A 20,259-nucleotide genomic window follows, 5' to 3' on the forward strand; every position below is an offset into this window, starting at 1 on the left:
AACGCTAACCATATGTTGCACGATTAGTGATGAGAACCCTTATGCATCAGACTTCTCTGGCAATGCGTCATCATCATGCTCTTCCATATTCCAAGGCAGGATACCTGGTGAGATATGAACAAAGTGTAAGTAACGTTCGAACTGATTCAAGATATCGTTAATAATGTCTTGAGGTTCATAATTGTAAACATCATAAGCCTGACCACCACGACGCAAGAAGACTTCTGCGCGATAATAATATTCATCTTGTGGTTCATCGGCTTCTTCATTACCCGCAAACTCTGGCATTTCATATGCACGTAGGCGAATTTCATAAATAAACTCAACCTGCCCTTCTTTATATACTTCAAAGTGAGCACGGCATTGTTCTTCATCAAAGTTAACTTCCGCTTCCCAATCTTGCGCTTCAAGCTCTTCTTCCACTTTACGCATGCTATTAAGCGCGGTAATACGAATGAATTTTTCAACCGAATCACGCGATGGGAAATCCACCAAGTTTGCTAAACGCTTTTTCCACAACCCTTTACCAGTTGGCGAGTTAGATTGCTGCATTTGCATATATTGTTGCTGGCTATCTTCATGGTGCCCTTCAATACGTAAGGCTTTAATCATACCAAACATCGAAATCAACATGATGATGGCAAACGGTAGAGCACTCACAATCGTAGCCGTTTGCAGTGCGCCAAGGCCACCTGCCAGCAATAGAACTGAAGCCACAATCCCTTCTGTTGATACCCAGAAGATGCGTTGCCAAGGTGGCGTATACGCTGCGCCACCAGAAGCTAAAGAATCAATCACCAATGACCCTGAATCCGACGACGTGACGAAGAAAGTAATGATCAAAATGACCGTTAAGAACGAAATGATCGAAGTAAATGGTAGGCGTTCAAACAATTTGAACAGCGCAATCGCATTATTATTTTGAACTTCCGCAATAATACTGGTGTAGCCTTCAACCATGATCATGTGCAGCGCCGTATCACCAAACACTGAGAACCATAGGAAAGTAAAGATAGTCGGAACCACCATCACGCCCACAACGAACTGACGAATGGTACGACCACGGCTGATTTTCGCAATGAACAAACCAACAAACGGCGCCCATGCAATCGTCCAACCGAAAATGAACAAAGTCCAGTTACCAATCCAATCACTGGCGGTATAAGCTTGAAGATTAAAGGTACGCTCAACGATGTTACTTAAGTAACTACCAGTGTTTTGCATGAAGGTATTTAGGATGAAAATGGTTGGGCCCGCAACAAAAACAAACACCATTAATGCAATCGCCAGCACCATATTCAATAGCGAAAGGTTTTTCACCCCTTTGTCCATACCGGCTAAAACAGAAACCAGCGCACACAAGGTAATTAACGTAATCGCAATGATTTGTACCGTGCTATTAATCGGAATCTCTGGCCATAAATAATTGAGTCCAGTATTGATTTGGGTTACCGACAAACCAAGCGTGGTGGCGATACCAAACAGAGTACCCAGAATCGCGAAGACATCCACAGTATGACCAATTGGGCCATGAATTTTATCACCAATCAGAGGGTACAGAGTTGAGCGCATAGAAAGCGGCAAACCGTGACGGAATGCAAAATAGGCCAACGTTAAGCCCACTAAGCCGTAAATCGCCCAAATATGGAAGCCCCAGTGAAAGAAAGCAATCTGCATAGCTTGGCGCGCCGCATCAACCGTTAATGCAGGGCCAGATGGTGGCGAAGCATAGTGCAATACTGGTTCAGCCACACCAAAGAATAATAAAGCAATACCATAACCTGCAGAAAACAGCATCGCAAACCATTCCGTAAAGCTGTATTCGGGTTCAGCATGATCAGGGCCGAGTTTAATTTCACCCCATTTACTGACCGCAACACTCACGATAAAGACCAAAAAGATCGCCACCGAGAGCATGTAGAACCAACCAAAGTTTTTCGTTATGGCGGCTAGAGTGTGAGCAAAAAAGTCGCCCGCCATTTGTGGATTAGAAATAGTACCGATAACAATGAGAGCAATCACTATTACAGCAGGGATAAAAACGGGGATTAAAACCGTTGAAGACGGCTTATCCGATTTAACATCCATGTGTTTCTCCTATTTTAATAAATATCTATGCCTTTTCTTTATATATCTAGCTTCTTAGAAGCCAACATAAGGAATATTAAAGACATAACATTTAATTAGGGTACAAACAGATGACAGGATGATCCACTAAATGGATAAGGTTTTTCTTACAAAACTAACTGCGTGGTTAAAATGTGAGCTTTATTGTTAATGATTAGTAAAAAACCATTCCCCCAGAAAATAATCTGAGACCAACTCACAAGATTTATAAAAGAATGAGATTTCTTTCACCTAAACTTTACATTTTTGATAACACGGGCAATCGACAACATGATCGTTCACCATGCCAGTTGCTTGCATAAAAGCATAACAAATGGTTTCCCCCATAAACTTAAAGCCATTTTTTTTAAGAAACTTACTCATGGCTTTTGATTGCTCTGTCACCGCGGGTACTTGTTCCATACTTGTCCAAGTATTTTGAACAGGCTTACCGTCAACAAATTGCCATAATGCTTTGCTCAATGAGCCATATTCTTTCTGCAAGGCTTGCGCCGCTCTGGCATTAGAATAGACAGAAGCTATTTTACCCTTATGCTTCACCACATCAAAATGTTCAATGATATAAGGCACTCGATGTTCGTCATACTTGGCAAGCGTATCAATATCAAAACCTTCAAATGCTTCCTTATAACCATCACGTTTATTTAAAATCGTGCGCCAACTTAACCCAGCTTGCGCCCCTTCCAAGCAAATGAATTCAAATAAAGTCGTGTCATTGTAGACAGGCACGCCCCATTCTTGATCATGATACTCACGCTCATTATCATGCTTCATCGCCCAACCGCATGTGGTATCTGTTTGCATCGTCATAGAAAATCCTCAATTTAAAAATACACATACAAAAATGCCCCTGACAGCATAGCTGAATCAAGGGCAGATGAAATATTAAATTATTGCAGGAAGTCATTAACCAGATCTTTGATAAATGGGTTATAACTGACTGAACTCTTTATTCACTTTATACGCATCAGAAGTAACGTAAGCTTCCATATTGCGAATTTTCACTTCTAATGCCGCGTATTCTTTATCCAGGTCTTTAAGTAGATCAGCAGGAACTTGCCCTTTCTGCCAAGGTTTACTTTTTATGGTATGGTCAAAATCAAACTCATCAGCAGCATCAAAAGAGGCGGGACGTTTTTCTAGCATCAACCATAAGCCAACATAGGCGAATAAGACTAAAATACCGCCACCTAATAAGAAGACAGAAACCGCAATGATGCGCATCCACCAGACTTCCATACCAAAATAGCGCCCAAGACCTGCACAGACTCCAGCAATTTTGCCATTTTTAGGTTCGCGATATAACGCGCTTCTATCCATTCCTTTAGCCATGATTACGCCTCCAATTTGGAGCCTCTGCATCTAAGATTTTTTCTAATGTTTTCACACGCTGTTGAACACTTTCAGCACGTTCTGCTAACGTTTTTAATTGTTCAAGCTCTTCACTAGATAACCCGCTCGCCACTTTACGTTTACTGCGATAATGCAAAAGCAACCATAATGGAGCAACGAAAATTAAAAATACAACTAACGGCGTCACGAATAAGGCACTCATGAACAACTCCTATTTCTTATTGGGGCTGCTCATTGCTGCCCCGCTTCTTTTTATTGAACACTTTATTGATTCATTGAACCCAAATTGAGCTCAACACAAGATTCTATTTATCTTGCAGGCTTTTTTTCAGTTTTTCTAATTCTTTTTCAATTTCATCATCAGCTTGCAACTCTGCAAACTCTTGATTCAAATCTTTAGCTTTTGAACCTAAATCATAGCTATCCGCTTCCGCTTCTAACTCATCGATCTTACGCTCATACTGCTCAAATTTAGACAACGCTTCTTCTGTTTTTCCAGTATGAAGTTGTTTTTTGATATCACGACGATGACCAGCGGCTTGTTTACGCATAACGATTGATTTTTGTTTAGCGCGGGTTTCAATAATTTTATTTTCAAGTTTTCCAATTTCACTGGCTAACTTTTCAATCGACTCTGTTAATAAGGTTTTCTCGTTGCGTAACCCTTTTAAGCTGTCTTCCATTTTTTGCTTTTCAATTAAAGCAGAGCGAGCTAAATCTTCTCGTTCTTTTTGAATGGCCAGTGCCGCTTTCGCTTTCCATTCTTCTACTTGTTCTTCAACAAATTGAATTCGGCGTGTTAGTTCTTTATCGTCGGCCAGTGCTTTAGCTGAATGTGTACGAACTTCAACTAAGGTGTCTTCCATTTCTTGAATGATAAGACGTATCATTTTTTCTGGATCTTCGGCTTTATCCAGTAAAGAGCTGATGTTTGAATTAACGATATCGGCAAAACGTGAAAAAATACCCATGGTCGATCCCTTCTTCAATTAACGATTGATTTAATAAGTGACATTGCGATAGATGAAATAAGCTCAACATATCGCGATTCTTGCCCTAACTAATACAGAAACCGTGCCAACTTTTAACCTATTGATAAATATAAATAAGATTGAACACTTCAAAATATCACTTGCAACCAATGACCATTATGACTAATTTTTAGTAAATCTTACCAACTCAATAGAGTCCAACACTATGAAAGCGCAAAATATCATTGGTCAGTCGACGGCGTTTCTTGCAGCTTTAGATAAAACCTCTCAACTGGCTAGCATAGAGCGCCCTGTCTTGATTGTCGGTGAACGAGGAACTGGTAAGGAGCTGATCGCACAACGTTTGCATTATTTGTCTAAACGCTGGCAACAACCTTTAGTTGCCTTAAATTGCTCTACATTAAGTGAAGGCTTAATTGATTCAGAGCTATTTGGACATGAATCTGGCGCTTTTACAGGATCGAAAGGTCAACATAAGGGGCGATTTGAACGCGCGGAAAATGGCTCTCTATTTTTAGATGAATTAGCGACAGCACCATTATCCGTTCAAGAAAAGCTATTAAGAGTGATTGAATATGGTGAATATGAGCGTGTGGGCGGACAAAAAACACTGCATGCGAATGTCCGGTTAATTTGCGCCACCAATGCTAATTTGCCAGAACTTGCGACCCAAGGAACATTCAGAGCTGATTTATTAGATAGGCTAGCGTTTGATGTAATCCACTTACCACCATTAAGGCAACGCATCGAAGACATTTCACTCCTAGCCGAACACTACGCGATTCAGATGTGTCAGGAATTAGGATTTGCTTATTTTTCAGGTTTCAGCTCTCATGCTGAGAAAAGTTTATTAGATTATCCTTGGCCTGGAAATGTGCGTGAACTTAAAAATGTCGTTGAACGAGCAGTGTACCAACACGGTGAGCAAACGACCCCAATTCAAAATATTGTATTTAACCCTTTCAACTCAAGTGACGTGGTCACCTGTACACAAAGTGAAACGATACAACCACCGGCTAAAACTGAGCTATCTTTACCTATAGATTACAAACAATGGCAATCTGAAGGCGATATCAATGTATTAAATCAAAGCTTACAAGAAGCAAAATACAATCAAAGAAATGCGGCTAAGCTACTAGGTTTGAGTTACCATCAATTTAGAGGCATGTTGCGTAAGTACGATATGATCGGCAAAGATAACCACAACGAATAACAATGATAAAGGTAAATAAAGCCGTATGTTTAAGTTGCCCACTTTTCTTAAAAAGATCTTATTTCTTCCTATAGCAATTATTGGGCTAACGGCTTGTGACAATTTAAAAAAGGATGACCAATTACGGCAACAAGGTTTTATTTATTGCAGTGACAACTACCCTAAATTTTTAAATCCTCAATTATCCGATGGCAGTGAGAGTATTAAAGCCATCGCCCCACAGTTATTTGATTCTTTACTTATTCTTGATCCAAGCACTCTTCAGCCGAAACCCCACCTCGCAACGAAGTGGGTCAGCAATGCAAACAATACTGAATATACTTTTACTCTCAGAGAGAATGTTGAGTTTCAATCAACTGGCTGGTTTCAACCCACTCGCCCCTTTAATGCGCAAGATGTGGTATTCAGTTTCAAACGTATTATTGATTCAAGTAATCCTTATCATTACGTCAATGGTGCGCACTATCCTTGGTTTCAAAGTATTGGATTATCAAAATTAGTTAAAGATGTCGTGGCGTTAGATGACCAGCATGTAACATTCATCCTGAATCAAACTGACAATACTTTTCTCTCCAATATCTCCACCGTTTTTGCCGCGATTCATTCCGCTGAATATGCACAATTGTTGGCTGATGCTAATAAAAAATCGAACATCGATCTGCTTCCAATTGGTACTGGGCCCTTTCAAATGGTCAGCACGGAAAACTATGACTTCATTCGTTTAACTCGTCATTCTCAATATTGGAATGGTGACGTCAAAATGAAGCAGGTGGTGTTTGATTTTGCCAACCGAGGTACAGGAACGCTGGCTAAGCTATTGAGAAATGAATGCGATGTAATGACTGATCCAATCACCAGCCAATTAACGGTTTTAAATAAAGCTCAAAATATTCGTACGAACATTAGCCAAGCTATGAATGTGGCGTTTGTCGCTCTTAATACTCAACATTTTGCATTGAATGATGTGCGCGTAAGGCAAGCACTGAGCTTTGCCATTAACCGAAAAAACATCTTAGACTCTGTTTATTACGGAAAAGGTCAAGTCGCAACCTCATTATTACCCGCAGAATCGTGGGCTTATCAAGACAATAGCGAACAAATTCGTTATGATCGCGCCTACGCAAAAGCATTGTTGAAGCAAGCTGGTTATGAACGCGGATTACAGTTAACGTTGTGGGTTCCTCTTGCAGCCCAATCTTTTAACCCCAATCCACATAAAACAGCGGAACTCCTTCAATCAGATTTTGCTGATATCGGTATACAACTCAATATTGTGACAGAAGAAAATGTCAAACGTCGCCAATTAACGAGCCAACCCAATACCGATTTAGTGTTAACAGGCTGGTCAGCCAATACCGGAGAACCAGACAGTTTACTGCGCCCACTTCTTTCATGTGAGGCACAACGAGCAGGATTGAATATTTCAATGTGGTGTAAACCTGATTTTGATTTTTTATTAACACTGGCCCGCGATGGTGAACAACAACGCTTCCGTACCAATCTGTACCACCAAGCACAAACGATGTTAACGCAAGCATTACCAATCATTCCGATTGCGCATGGTGTACAATATCAAGTTCATCACCGTTCACTCAGTGGATTTGCCTTAAACCCCTTTAATTCGGGTAGTTTCGAACATGTTGTAAGGGAAAAATAATGCTGGTTTATACCCTGCGCCGAATAAATTTATTCATCATTACCTTGTTAATTTTAACCTTGATTGGCTACAGCATTTTACGCTTAGACCCCCTTTCGCCATGGGCCATTCAAGATTTCTTCCAGGGTTGGTTCACTTATTTAGGGCAACTTTCCCAAATGAACTTAGGGGTCAACCTTCATGGTGATCCTGTTATTGATGAAATCAAGATGGTCTTCCCCGCCACTTTAGAGCTGTGTTTTTTCGCTATGGTGTTTTCACTCATGGTAGGCATTCCTATTGGTACGGTGGCAGGCATGAGACAAGGTAAAGTGCTTGATACCGTGATCTCATTTAGCTCCATGGTTGGGTATTCGATTCCTATTTTCTGGATAGCCCTGATGATGATCATGTTCTTTTCTTTAAACTTGGGCTACACCCCGGTTTCTGGTCGTCATGATTTATTATTTGATATTCAATATGTCACTGGCTTTGCAACCATCGATGCGTTTCTAACCGACGATCCAATGCGGCTTCAATTGATCCAAAGTGTTTTAATGCACTTAGTCTTGCCATGCTTAGTATTAGCCTTAGCCCCTACTACGGAAGTGATTCGCTTAATGCGCTCGAACGTAGCTGAAGTAAGGCAACAAAATTACATTCGTGCTGCTCGTATTCGCGGGCTTTCCACTTATGAGATTATTTTCCAACATGTTCTAAGAAATGCGATTCCCCCTATTATTCCTAAAGTCGGCGTTCAACTTTCTAGCATGCTGACTTACGCCATTATTACCGAATCAATCTTTAACTGGCCTGGGATTGGTCGCTGGTTACTTGAAGCGCTAGCAGATAAAGATTACGTTTCAATTCAAGCTGGTGTAATGACAGTAGCGACATTCGTATTAATCGCCAATATTTTGTCTGATCTCATTGGTGCAATGGTTAACCCTTTGGTAAGGAAGCAGTGGTATGCTGTCAAATAATATCTATCAAGAAGATCGCATCCCGGGTCAATTTGAGCGTTTCTGGCGTAGCTACCGTACCAATAGCTTAGCGATGTTCGGTTTATGGTGCTTTGTTATTTTAGTGATCATTACGCTATCAGCCTCACTCCTTGTGCCACATGATCCTTTAGCACAAACCAATCATTTATTACAGCCGCCATCATGGAGCCATGAAGGGAGCGTTGAATATTTTTTAGGCACTGATGATATTGGCCGCGATATTTTGTCTCGCCTTCTTATGGGCGCTCAGCTCACTTTTGGCTCCGGCATGATAGTGATGTTCATTGCAACTTTTATTGGTTGTACCATTGGTATTTTTGCTGGGATGACAAAAGGGTTACTCTCAAGCACATTGAACCATCTGCTCGATACGGTTATGTCGATCCCATCGCTCCTACTGGCGATCATTTTCGTGGCCTTTTTAGGCTCCGGTGAACTCAATATTCTTTTAGCCATCACCTTAGCGCTCATTCCACGTTTTATTCGTTCGGTCTATTTAGCGGTAAATTCGGAGATTGAGAAAGATTACAATATTGCCGCTCGTCTTGACGGTGCAAACAATTTCCATCTGTTATGGAGTTCCATACTTCCCAACCTGACCACGGTGATAGCGGCTGAAATGACCATGGCTGCTTCAATTGCTATTTTAGACATCAGTGCATTAGGTTTTCTAGGCCTTGGAGCACAAGCCCCTTCGCCGGAATGGGGAACTATGTTGGGTGATTCTGTCGACTTAATTTATCTTGCTCCGTGGACCGTCACCCTACCCGGTTTATTTATTATGTTTTCCGTTATTATCATCAACTTAGTAGGTGAAGGTATTCGTCAAGCATTAAGCTCGGGGACTGAATAATGCCATTACTTGATATTCGCAACCTCACCATTGAAATTGAAACACCACACGGAATCGTGAAAGCGGTAGATCGCATGAGCATCACGCTAAATGAAGGTGAAATTCGTGGTTTAGTAGGTGAATCTGGCTCAGGTAAAAGCTTAGTTGCCAAGGCGATTGTTGGCCTCACTAAAGATACCTGGAAAGTCTCAGCAGACCGAATGCGCTTAGGGAGTATTGATTTACTCCAACTGACAGCAAAAGAAAGACGGCGAGTGATCGCACGTGATATCGCCGTCATATTCCAAGAGCCTTCAAGTTGTTTAGATCCTTCCGAGCAAATTGGGCATCAATTACGTGAATCTATCCCATCTACATCTTTTGAGGGTAAATGGTGGCAGCGTTGGCATTGGCGTCACAAACTCGCCAAAGCACTATTACACAAAGTGGGTATTAAAGATCACCGCCAAGTCATGAGCAGTTACCCTTATGAGCTGACTGATGGTCAATGCCAGAAGATCATGATTGCCATGGCGATTGCCTCTAAACCAAAAATATTGATTGCTGATGAACCCACTAATGATTTAGACCCAATCACGCAATCTCAGATCCTACGTCTATTGAGTCGTATGAATCAGGTGAACAACACCACTATTATGTTAATCGGGCATGATTTAACCACCATTACCCAATGGGCAACTCGTATTACGGTTATGTATTGTGGTCAGTCGGTAGAATCGGCAAATACCAAGCAAATTTTAAATGAGCCAAAGCACCCTTACACTGTCGCTTTGTTGCATGCTATGCCTGATTTTAACGAATGGATCCCGCATAAAAGCCGCTTACCGTCTTTGCCAGGTTCCATTCCACCGTTACAGCATTTACCAATAGGTTGCCGTTTAGGCCCTCGCTGTCCATACGCACAAACAAAATGTGTGCATGTACCAGTAAGAAAACGGATTAAAAATCATAAGTTCAGTTGCCACTTTCCGCTTAACATGGAAAAACGCACAACATTAGAAAAACAGAAGAAAATGGAGAAACACGTATGAGTGCACTATTAGAAGTGATTGGTTTGTCCAAAAGCTTTGTCACTCGTTCGGGCCTTTTCAAGAAGCGTATCCAACAAGCGGTAATGCCGATCTCATTCACATTAGATGCGGGCCAAACCCTTGGTATTATTGGTCAAAATGGTTCTGGTAAATCCACATTAGCAAAAATGTTGGCTGGAGTGGTTGAGCCTAGTCATGGAAAGATATTTGTTAACGGTGAACAGCTTTTTCATAAAGATTATTCTACCCGTTGCAAATTTATACGCATGATATTTCAAGATCCGAATACGTCCTTAAATCCTCGTATTCAAGTTGGAAAAATATTAGAAGAGCCATTAAAACGTAATACTCAAATGCCACCAGAAGCTCGTTCATTACGAGTAAAGGAAACCTTAGTTCGGGTAGGTTTATTGCCAGAACATGCTCACTTCTATCCTCAGATGCTCGCGACAGGTCAAAAACAGCGCGTTTGTTTGGCAAGAGCCTTGGTATTACAACCTTCTGTTATTGTGGCTGACGAAGCCTTAAATGGGCTTGATATGGCCATGCGCTCACAGATCATAAACTTGTTCTTAGAGTTACAAGAAGAAATGGGCGTCTCTTTTGTTTATGTGTCACAACATATTGGCGTGGTAAAACACATTACTGATAAGCTCATCGTGATGCACGAAGGTGAAGTCGTGGAATCAGGCGAAACCTTATCTTTGATTGCCAATCCCCAGCACCCTATCAGCCAAAGACTCATAGAGAACCATTTCCACAGCAAACCAAGTCATATAAAGTAATTATTGGTATAACACCAAATAAAAAAGCGCATTTGCTATTAAATGCGCTTTTAAACTCAAAGACTGTCATCAATTTTAGTGTTACTAAATAGTCACTCTTAACGCTTCTGAGCCTGTTTCTTTAACTCAAAATCAAACTCATCAGGGAAGACAATCACGCCTTCTTGATCAGCATTTGGAAAGACCACAATAGACAAATCATCATCTTCTAATCCGTGAGTCCAGCGGCTATGCCATTTATTTAAGGAAATCGCTTCTGGTTGGCATTCTTCCCACTCACCATTTGCCCACGCCTGTGCAAACTCTTTGTTTGGCCATACGGGTACACAATCTTCTTCTTCGGTGTTAAGCATCACACAACCATCTTCATCTTTTAAGATCCAGATCTCACGATTGGTAACGACTTCTTTAATGCAGTATTGAAAACGCTTTTCGCTATCATAGGCGTTAATTGCGTCAATCGTTGCGGTATCCAAAGTATGAGTCATTAGCGTTCTCCTTTATAAAACAAAAAAGGCGAGTGATTCACCCGCCTTTTGATTTGTAATCAAAAATGTTACTCGAAGTCATTGGTGTCATTGAACGCAGTCAATAAAGCTGCAGCGTCAATTACCAAGAGTAAAATTAAACTAGCTCACCTTGCAACCACGGCCAACCTTGCTTCTTACGACTTAAGGTATTTTCCATGATTAAAGCACCATCTTTCATATGCTTTTCAAGCTTAGCTGACCATTCACCTTTGAACAAAAGTTCAGTGGTACTCGTGGTGATATCAGTTAGCATTAATGCTGCAAACGCTAGGCCGTCTTCTTGACAGCGACGCTCAAGATCAGCATTCAAATCATCAAACATGCCATCCACTTGTTCCATTGTGGCTAATTCTACTTGGCCAACCACAACATCACGACCATTGAATGGGTATGCTTTTAAATCTTTCTCGACTAACTGAGCAGCCGTGAGGCCTTCAATATCAGTTTTTGCGATAAGAAGGTTTTTAATGAATTCATCTAAGTTTTCGATTTGTGCAATTTGAGCAAGCTCTTTTACTGCTGCTTCATCTTTTGGTGTACAAGTTGGAGAAGCAAAACCGACGGTATCGGAAAGAATAGCAGACATCATCAGCACTGCTAGAGGCTTAGTGATTTCCGTTTCTTCCATTTTGAATAGGTTAAATAAAATGGTGCAAGTACAACCTACTGGCCAAATCCACGCTTCCAGAGGGTTAACCGTCATCACATCACCTAAACGGTGGTGATCAACGATACCAAGGATCTCGGCTTCAGCAATATCATCCGGTGCTTGAGACAAGTCCGTGTAATCCACCAACCAAACTTTCTCGCCTGCAACGCCAGTACACATTTCTGGTTGCTCTACACCCGCTTGCTCAAGAATATAACGAGTTTCACGGTTTAACTCACCTTGACGAACTGGCTTGGCTTCAAGACCACGAGCCTTAAGAAGTTCTGTGGCAACCAAGGCGCTACAAATGCTATCACTGTCTGGGTTTTTGTGACCAACTACTTGAATCATGTGCTTTCCTATTTTACGACATTTCGCCATCTTTAATCATTCACCAAAAAATGGGGAAAATAACGGCATTACAACTAGGGATAAATTTGCTCGCTACTTTACCTTATTTAAAAAATTTGTCATCGGTCACATCAAAAATATTTACTGCATTTACTCAGTTCAGCATCCACATAGCTTGAAGTTCAACAATTATTCAAATCTGTTTCAATATACGAACCTAGATCAAGTAACCGTTAATTATCTAAGCAATTCAATCAATTCTACTTGCTAAAAGTCGGTGTACAGAACTAATGTATGAATAAGATAAAACGTAAGGAACGATTATGAAATTTACAGCTGAACATGTTGCAGAGCTCAACCTACTATTACAATTTGACCCAACAAGCATGCAGACTGGTATCAAAGTTCACAATGACGCAGCTCCAGAGTTACAACACGCTGCAAAAAGCCTTTTCGATAAAAATTTATGCACTCTGCCAGATGGTGGCTACTTAACTAGCGAAGGAATTGAAGTCTCTGAACACGCTTTAAAACTGCTTAGCGTTTTATGCTCTAAAGCATAACAACTCACCCACCTTGTCAGACTATCCCCACTTTTAATGTGGGGATTTTCACATTAACCCCTCACAACACCCCTATTTTTCCTCATGAAACTAGCGTCACTAATTAGTTCGCAAACAAAACTAATATGATCCATTAAACCGTCAACACACAGTTACAAGACTTACTTTAATTAAGCGAATTAAAATTGAAGGTCGCCAACTCATTGTCAAAAAATATGAGAAAGTAATTCAAACATAAAGCGCTTTATTCAAGATAATCTTTTCTCTAGAATTGCCCTATTCGTTTAGTGCCAAATCACAATTACTTGTGCAAGCACTTCACCTCATACAATATTCTGTGTTGGAGAAAACATGACTCATCAAATTATCAGCGATCTTAATCACCGTTACACGGTTAAAAAATACGACTCAAACAAACGAATTTCTGCGCAAGACATGGAAGTGATCTTAGAGGCCCTTCGTTTATCAGCGTCTTCAATTAACTCTCAACCTTGGAAATTCATTGTGATTGAAAGCGATGAAGCTAAAGAGCGTTTCCATCGCACGTTTGCCAACATGTACCAGTTCAATCAACCACACGCAAAAGAAGCATCTCATATTATTCTTTTCGCTAACCATCCTAAATTTTCTAAAGATGATTACCGTAAAGTGGTGGATGCCGAAGTCGCCTCTGGTCATTTACCTGCGGAAAACTACGATAGCATGCTAAATGGTGCGTTTGGTTTTGCCGAATCCAACACCGATGAAACAGGCTTTAATGGTAATTGGACAAAAGCACAAACATACATTGCATTAGGCAATACACTGCATACCCTTGCTCGCATGGGGGTAGGTTCAACTTGTATGGAAGGTGTTGACGCTGAAATGATCACCGAAATGTTCGGCCACGAACTCGATGGTTATGTGTGTGATTTCGCTTTAGCGATGGGTTACCCACTTGAAACTGAAGATTATAACTTTGGTAAGCCGAAAGCACGCTTAGCAAAAAAAGATGTGATCACGGTTTTATAAGCCTATATCGCTAACAACAAGCTCGCTTAAAGGTCAAATACATTGCTGTGTTTGACCTTTTTTATTGCCCAAAATCCAACTACTATTCTGCTTTAATCATTTCCATTATTTTTTGGGCTTTTTCGAAATGATCAAGTTGGTGTGTTTGAATCCACCATGTTGCGGCTTCCATCAATAATTCAGGTTCATCATTCTTATTAGCAAAAAAAGCGTAAAAAGACACTCCAACATTCTCCCCTTTCTGCTCTATTTTCTTTTGACAAACTTTGATGATCTTATCGCGTAATGCTGATCTCATTTATTCCCCTTTTTTATCTAAATTTGATGATCCATCGCATGTTAATCAGCCTTGCTACTACACCTCACACTATTAACACTTATATTAATAGTGTTGGATATCTCTCAATAAGGATCATTATGAAAAAGTTTATGTTAAGTGCATTGCTCGTTGCATGCGCCCCTTCTGCATTTGCTGAAAAGATACCAGATAACGTCGCTAAAGATGCCTTTTTATATGCTTATTCGATGGATAAAGCGTACGATTTTTTTTATGAAACGACTCTCAAGAGTAACTACCCTCTTAATCGTTTTCAAAACATTCGTAAGTTAGCCGATGATACTTATACCGCCCATCCAACCATCAATAATGACACACTTCATTTAATGGGATGGTTAGACGTTGCCGCTGAACCGGTGATTGTTAGCGTTCCAGATATGGATAAAGGCCGTTACTGGATTTTGCAAACAATGGATATGGGCCACTATACCGATGCCATGATTGGATCTCGTAATCGTGGCGAAAAAGGCGGCCAATTCATGTTCGCCTCTAAAAGTTGGAAAGGTGACGTCCCCGATAGTGTGGATGAAGTCATTCGCGTCGATTCCGACATCATCAAGGTGATGGGTCGTATCATGGCTGTCGATAAAAGCAATGATGAACAAATCGCCCGTAATTACATGGATTTGTGGAATATCCGAACGCTATCGGCATACCTTGGTATTGCGCCACCACCACCAGTGAAACGTGATTACCCAAATGCGGAAAAAGTCACATGGCTAACTAAAGCAAACTTTTTATTGTGCCAAGGCAGCATGGTGCAAGCAGATGCCAATTGGCTGAGTAAATATAAATCAACAGGGTTAGAAGCTTGTAAAACTGACTTTACTAAAGAGCAACTACGAGCTGCAAAAGTCGGAGAAGAGCTTGGCCTTAAAGAAATTAAAGCGCTCGCGCCTACTTTAACCGATTCTCGTGTTGCTTTAGGCACTCGCGCGGATCTACAAAACGCTGATCGTACGCCATTTGATGTAGGTACATACCTTGGACAATGGGGTTTACCCGCGGTTGAAGCCATGTATCGTCAAGGCCAAAAAGGTTCCGATGGTGAAGTATTAAGTGGTGCAAATGGCAAAGAATACACCATGAAGTTCAAAGCGCCTGACGTCAGTGAATTCTGGTCGATTACCGTTTATGCGAACGATAATCGTCTTATGGCTCATAACGAATTGAATCGCCATAGCCGTGGAGACCGAACGTTAACACCGGATAAAGATGGTTACTACCACATTACGTTAACATCCGATGTTAAAGGCAAGGAAGATGATCCAAATATTCTGCCTATTCCGAAGAAACCATTTTATTTAATGATGCGTTTATACGGAGCAAGTGAAGCGATTCAAGCCGGTAAAGCCTACCCAATGCCTGCAGCAACACCTGTGAAATAATATCAAAGTAACAATAACACTTTAAACTTCGCCCTTGGTTATCTCGTAATCAAGGGCTTATTTGTTTTATTAAACCAATATTTTAAACTTTTTATTGGTTCACTTCGGGTTCTGGCAATACTGGTTCTGAATCATCCATAAAGGTCAGAAAATTTTTCCACAATTCATGAGTCCGTTGCTTTGTGAGTTCTGTTTTACAAGAAGTAAACATGACCCCTCTAATGGTTCCTTCACGCCATTTTTCGTAAACAGAGTGACAATGTGAGGTGTAATAATTATGCCAGTCTTTTTGTGCTGTCTTAATTGATTCCACCACTTCTGGATCATCCGCTTGTTGATTTAAACTCGCTTCTAGATAACGTGACATTTCCGTTTGTGCAGCCTTTAGTTCCATGGCTGAACATGTATTCATATCCATGGTTGTATAAGCCTGTTCGCAGTTTATTGGTTCATCACTAGCTGCCGCCCAAAATGGCAGCATAGACAAAATTAACAAGTACTTATACATTCGCATCACCTATATTACTGGATGCTTAATACGCTATATTAATCACACCTTCCATTACAAAGACAAGTTAATTTTCATGTCAAATAGGTTAAATACAAAAACGCCCCAGATATTTCAAAATCTGAGGCGCTTATCCGTCATTGTAAGGAAACCATTATTCCACAGCTTCTAATACTTCGTTTTCATCGGCTTGAGCTTTTGGCGAATTACCAAAACCACGTAAGCCAACCACATGTACGTGCTCATGATCTTTGAACACTTTACGTACCAGTTTATACGTGGTGCCTTTTTCGGGGCTGATGTTTTCAGGGGCCGCAATCAATAACTGCATATCCAAACGATCACACAGCTCAAATAAGGTGTTGATGGATTTGGTATCTAAACGTGCGGCTTCATCCAAGAAGAGCAAGCGACACGGCACTATATCTTTACTACGCAAGCGGCGAGATTCTTCTTCCCAGCTTTGAATAACCATCAACAAGATAGACTGACCAGTACCAATCGCTTCACCGGTTGATAACGCACCCGATTCAGCTTGTAGCCACCCTTCTGAGCCACGATTGACTTCAATACTTAATTCTAAGTAGTTACGGTAATCTAGCAACTCTTCACCCAAGATTTGTGGTGAACGTTGACCCATGTCGATATGTGGATTGACACGTTGGAATAACTTCGCCATCGCTTCAGAGAAGGTTAAGCGTGGGTTATCAAACAAGTCTTGATGTTGATCTTGTTGCTCGGCTAGTCCAAGCAGTAACGTTTCATGACTTTCACGAATACCAACATTTAAACGTACTCCTCGCACTTGACCAAAGGCAATGTTCGATAAGCCTTGGTTCAGCATGCGGATACGGTTTTGTTCACGTTGTATGGTTTTCTTGATGATGCTTGCCACTGAACCAGAACTGATCGCTAAGCGATTTTCACGTAGTGTTAACTCTTCGGTTAAACGAGCGAGTTCCACTTCCATCTCTTCAATCGCTTCAACCGGATCGTTGGTATGAATGATGTCTTGGCGGATACGCTCACGTAAATGCTGGTAGACCGCAATGTAGAACAATACTTTGCCTTCTGGGCGAGCATTATCTTCCGAAGTACGCAATGCATCACGCAAGGCTTCATTATTGGCGACCGCTAAGCGCAATGCCCCTAACGATTTATCCGACATAGAGCGTAATTCGTTATCTGAAAGGTACGCCAACTCACGACGATGCAAACGACGTTCAACATCATTTAAACGAGCGAGACGCAATACTGAACACCAAGCTGCTTTTGCATTGACAACAAACTTACGTAAGTCTTGGTAATCTTTTTCCACTTTCTTCACACGCTTGCTGAGCGCTTTCATTTCAAGCTCGGTGGCGGTTAACGTGCGTTCAAATTCGCTCTTATGTTGGCGAGAAATTTGTACTCGCTCATGCAGGGCATTCTTACGCTCTTCTGCGCGCTCTAAGGCACTCATATCCGGCGTAATACCGTACTCTTGCAGCTCCTGTTTAAACTCTTGAACGGTTTCAAGCTTAGCTTGGTGTGACGATTTAAGCGAAGCCAGCAATTGGTTATATTGATTCAATTGTCCTTGTGCTTGTTTAAAAGCTTCACGCCCACGTAATTTACTTTGTTCGGCTTGTGCCAGTTTTGCTTTTAACTGTTCACTTAATTCACTGCTTTTATCCAGTAGAGAGACCGAATCGGAGTAAGCGAAATAATGACGGCGTTCATGCAGATCCGCCAAAGCAAACAGTTGCGTTTTCAATACTTGCAGGTTTTGATCCGCTTGTTGGTAACTGGCTTGCAGTGCATCAAATTGTTCTGGATCCGCTTCAAGCGCAGAAATCATTGGCTCAAGTTGCTGAACTTGTTTGCCATGTTGCTGACTAAAACGTTTATGTTCTGCCAGTTGCGCCAGTTTTTCTTCTAGCTCTTCAAAGCGAGCAGCTAAGCTATCGTCTTCAATTAAGTGGATAACATTAGCAAGCTTATTTAGGCGCGTAACTGCTTGTTTACTTGCTTGTAATTGCTGACGCTGCTGTTGTTCTTTATCTTCGATATCCGACAATTGACGCAGCACTTTATTAAGCTCATCACGAACTTCAACTAATTGTTGCTCTGGGTCGGCATTGAACGCCACATGAATATGTTTAGACACAAACTCATTGTAGCTTTGATATAAGCGTTGCAGTTTTTGCGAATCAAACGCCGCTTTGGCATATTCTTCGGCAACTTCTTCACGCTCAGCTCGTAATAATTCCAAACGTTGCTCACGAGCAGCACGGCCAAATAATGGAATTTCAGGCAGGCGTGAATAACGTAATTGACGCTCGTTAAGGTGTACACAAACCGCGCCATCCAGTTCATCAGCATTGAAGCTACTGTCATCAAAAGCATCGACATCACCTTCAATGATGTAAAGATCTTCTGGGCAATCATCTAAATCCACCAGCTTTTCTTTAATGCCTTCCAGATCGGAAACCACGATTGCATGACGTGCAGGACCGTACATGGCACTGAAATACGGCGCGTCATCTAACGTAACATCGTCATAAATTTCAGACAGTAAAACACCACCTAATGAATCGGCTAACCCTTTTAAACGTGGATCATTAGAGCCCGATGGAGATGCAAGGCGTTCAATATCCGCTTCGAGTTCATCACGACGAGTCGCAAGGCGCTCTTTAGCTAATGACTGCTGTTTTTCTTGCTCAAGTACTTGCTGCATTTGCGCCATCACCGCATGACTATCGCTAAGTTCAGCCTCGGTTTGCAATTGCAGTTTTTCTAATGAATCATTGGCGGCAATCCAAGCCGGCGCTTGCTTTTGCAGGGCTTGAATTTGAGCATCGGCATCTTGTTGATGACGACGTAAGTCACCACGCGTATCACGTAAGGTCTCTTGCTCCGCTTCCACGGTATCGACCAATTCTTGATGGCGTTCACGTTCTTGTTCAAGCACTAACGCTTCATCAATACGCACTTGGTATTGCTTTTGGTATTCATCCACTAAGCGCGTAGCTTCACTTTGTTCATTTAAGCTACGTTCGATATCTCGATGTTGCGCATGCCATTGTGATTCATTTTGCAACCATTGCTGAGCTTGTTGAGCCTGTTGGATCGCTTGCTTCGCATGAGTTAACGCCTCGCCGCGCTCCACATCACCAACAATCGATTTCACCAGTGATAAGGCTTGCTCAAATTGCTGCGCTGCTGCGGATGACATATCCAGCTTGTGCTTTAATGCTAACAAGGTAGAGGTATTGTCTGACTCTTGTTGTTTAAGTTCCGACAGCACGCTTTGTGCATTATCTGCATTCAAACTATCGTTGTTGGTTAACTGCTTGGCTTTTTCTAACGCTTGCACCGCTTGTTGGTATTGCAGTGCGCGTGTTTGTTGTACATCGAGCGCTTGTTGGTAGTCGGCCAATTGAGATTTCAAGCTATCGACTTCTTGTTCAGAAACGTCCGCTTGCTCTTCTGCCATGGCCACCTGTTCAGCGGCCTCTTCCACCACCATCATTTGTTCTTCTAAACGCTCACTCAGCTCTTCTAAATCTTCTTGGTAGCGTTCTATTTTTTCTTGCTGACGTAATGCCGTTTGCACCAATTGCAAATGATCAGATGCCGCTTGGTGATCTTGCTCCAAGCCAGATTCTTGCTCAACTAATTGCTCTAAATCCGTTTGAACTTGATTCAATAAATGTGCTTGGCTACGCAGTGTCGAACTCGATTGCGTTAATTCGCTACGTAGTGCTAAGGCTTGATCCAGTTTGGCACGGCGATCGTTGGTGTGGCGCATGTAATCTGCCGCCACATAATTGGTTGACTCGGTGATCAAATGTTTGAATAAATCACGATCGGCTTGAGTTGTTTTGATCGCCTCTAACGTCATGCGGTTTTCACGCAATGCCGATTCCAAGATCGGAAGAGCGGT

The 20,259-nt window shown here is 41.6% G+C and carries 19 protein-coding genes; 9 read left to right on the plus strand and 10 right to left on the minus strand.

All coding sequences use genetic code 11. The annotated features are described in order from the left end of the window. Window positions 1-39 precede the first annotated feature (39 nt). From A1QC_RS04930 to pspA, 5 genes are all read right to left on the minus strand, one after another. Window positions 40-2,088: a BCCT family transporter gene (locus A1QC_RS04930; RefSeq protein ID WP_017026190.1), complete on the minus strand. Its 2,049-nt coding sequence runs from the start codon at window positions 2,086-2,088 to the stop codon at window positions 40-42. 270 nt (window positions 2,089-2,358) lie between these two features. Further along, entirely contained in the window at window positions 2,359-2,931 is a 573-nt protein-coding gene (locus A1QC_RS04935; RefSeq protein ID WP_026025966.1) for a DNA-3-methyladenine glycosylase I, read from the minus strand. 126 nt (window positions 2,932-3,057) lie between these two features. Then, on the minus strand, window positions 3,058-3,447 hold the full coding sequence (gene pspC, locus A1QC_RS04940; RefSeq protein WP_026025967.1) for an envelope stress response membrane protein PspC: 390 nt from the start codon (window positions 3,445-3,447) through the stop codon (window positions 3,058-3,060). Window positions 3,448-3,451: 4 nt separating this feature from the next. Continuing rightward, window positions 3,452-3,682, minus strand: coding sequence for an envelope stress response membrane protein PspB (pspB, locus tag A1QC_RS04945; protein WP_017026193.1), 231 nt, complete (start codon window positions 3,680-3,682; stop codon window positions 3,452-3,454). A gap of 103 nt (window positions 3,683-3,785) precedes the next feature. Next, window positions 3,786-4,451: a phage shock protein PspA gene (pspA, locus tag A1QC_RS04950; protein ID WP_017026194.1), complete on the minus strand. Its 666-nt coding sequence runs from the start codon at window positions 4,449-4,451 to the stop codon at window positions 3,786-3,788. Between the two features lie 226 nt (window positions 4,452-4,677). Here pspA and pspF point away from each other — a divergent pair, with 226 nt between their 5' ends. The 6 genes from pspF to A1QC_RS04980 are packed head-to-tail and all read left to right on the plus strand — an operon-like array spanning window position 4,678 to window position 10,994. After that, on the plus strand, window positions 4,678-5,685 hold the full coding sequence (gene pspF / locus A1QC_RS04955) for a phage shock protein operon transcriptional activator (RefSeq protein WP_017026195.1): 1,008 nt from the start codon (window positions 4,678-4,680) through the stop codon (window positions 5,683-5,685). 25 nt (window positions 5,686-5,710) lie between these two features. Continuing rightward, window positions 5,711-7,342 (plus strand): ABC transporter substrate-binding protein, encoded by a 1,632-nt coding sequence (locus A1QC_RS04960; RefSeq protein WP_017026196.1) that lies wholly within the window; start codon window positions 5,711-5,713, stop codon window positions 7,340-7,342. Further along, window positions 7,342-8,304, plus strand: a complete 963-nt coding sequence (locus tag A1QC_RS04965) for an ABC transporter permease (RefSeq protein ID WP_017026197.1) — start codon at window positions 7,342-7,344, stop codon at window positions 8,302-8,304. Before A1QC_RS04960 ends, A1QC_RS04965 begins: the two co-directional genes overlap by 1 nt. Continuing rightward, window positions 8,291-9,178 carry an ABC transporter permease subunit gene (locus tag A1QC_RS04970; RefSeq protein WP_017026198.1) on the plus strand — a complete coding sequence of 296 codons (888 nt, stop codon included), beginning with the start codon at window positions 8,291-8,293 and terminating at the stop codon, window positions 9,176-9,178. The genes A1QC_RS04965 and A1QC_RS04970 overlap by 14 nt, the downstream gene beginning before the upstream one ends. Next, entirely contained in the window at window positions 9,178-10,209 is a 1,032-nt protein-coding gene (locus A1QC_RS04975; RefSeq protein ID WP_017026199.1) for a peptide ABC transporter ATP-binding protein, read from the plus strand. Before A1QC_RS04970 ends, A1QC_RS04975 begins: the two co-directional genes overlap by 1 nt. Further along, window positions 10,206-10,994 carry a peptide ABC transporter ATP-binding protein gene (locus tag A1QC_RS04980; protein WP_017026200.1) on the plus strand — a complete coding sequence of 263 codons (789 nt, stop codon included), beginning with the start codon at window positions 10,206-10,208 and terminating at the stop codon, window positions 10,992-10,994. Before A1QC_RS04975 ends, A1QC_RS04980 begins: the two co-directional genes overlap by 4 nt. 98 nt (window positions 10,995-11,092) lie before the next feature. On the opposite strand, the gene A1QC_RS04985 is transcribed toward A1QC_RS04980, so the two are convergent. Together A1QC_RS04985 and A1QC_RS04990 are read right to left on the minus strand one after the other, a co-directional pair. Then, window positions 11,093-11,482: a DUF2750 domain-containing protein gene (locus A1QC_RS04985; RefSeq protein WP_017026201.1), complete on the minus strand. Its 390-nt coding sequence runs from the start codon at window positions 11,480-11,482 to the stop codon at window positions 11,093-11,095. Window positions 11,483-11,618: 136 nt separating this feature from the next. Continuing rightward, entirely contained in the window at window positions 11,619-12,524 is a 906-nt protein-coding gene (locus A1QC_RS04990; protein ID WP_017026202.1) for a manganese-dependent inorganic pyrophosphatase, read from the minus strand. A gap of 323 nt (window positions 12,525-12,847) precedes the next feature. On the opposite strand from A1QC_RS04990, the gene A1QC_RS04995 reads away from it, so the two are divergent. Both A1QC_RS04995 and A1QC_RS05000 read left to right on the plus strand, forming a co-directional pair. Further along, window positions 12,848-13,087: a TIGR02647 family protein gene (locus tag A1QC_RS04995; protein WP_017026203.1), complete on the plus strand. Its 240-nt coding sequence runs from the start codon at window positions 12,848-12,850 to the stop codon at window positions 13,085-13,087. A gap of 351 nt (window positions 13,088-13,438) precedes the next feature. Then, on the plus strand, window positions 13,439-14,098 hold the full coding sequence (locus tag A1QC_RS05000) for an NAD(P)H-dependent oxidoreductase (RefSeq protein ID WP_017026204.1): 660 nt from the start codon (window positions 13,439-13,441) through the stop codon (window positions 14,096-14,098). Window positions 14,099-14,180: 82 nt separating this feature from the next. On the opposite strand, the gene A1QC_RS05005 is transcribed toward A1QC_RS05000, so the two are convergent. Beyond that, window positions 14,181-14,396 (minus strand): DUF6500 family protein, encoded by a 216-nt coding sequence (locus A1QC_RS05005; protein WP_017026205.1) that lies wholly within the window; start codon window positions 14,394-14,396, stop codon window positions 14,181-14,183. Window positions 14,397-14,515: 119 nt separating this feature from the next. On the opposite strand from A1QC_RS05005, the gene A1QC_RS05010 reads away from it, so the two are divergent. Continuing rightward, window positions 14,516-15,823, plus strand: coding sequence for a DUF1254 domain-containing protein (locus A1QC_RS05010; RefSeq protein ID WP_017026206.1), 1,308 nt, complete (start codon window positions 14,516-14,518; stop codon window positions 15,821-15,823). Window positions 15,824-15,914: 91 nt separating this feature from the next. Here A1QC_RS05010 and A1QC_RS05015 read toward each other — a convergent pair whose 3' ends face one another. Together A1QC_RS05015 and mukB are read right to left on the minus strand one after the other, a co-directional pair. Then, entirely contained in the window at window positions 15,915-16,331 is a 417-nt protein-coding gene (locus A1QC_RS05015; RefSeq protein ID WP_017026207.1) for a lysozyme inhibitor LprI family protein, read from the minus strand. 154 nt (window positions 16,332-16,485) lie between these two features. Beyond that, window positions 16,486-20,259: chromosome partition protein MukB (mukB, locus tag A1QC_RS05020; RefSeq protein WP_017026208.1), on the minus strand; the 3,774-nt coding region annotated here is incomplete at its 5' end.

Source organism: Vibrio rumoiensis 1S-45 (assembly GCF_000286955.2).
Lineage (GTDB): Bacteria > Pseudomonadota > Gammaproteobacteria > Enterobacterales > Vibrionaceae > Vibrio > Vibrio rumoiensis_A.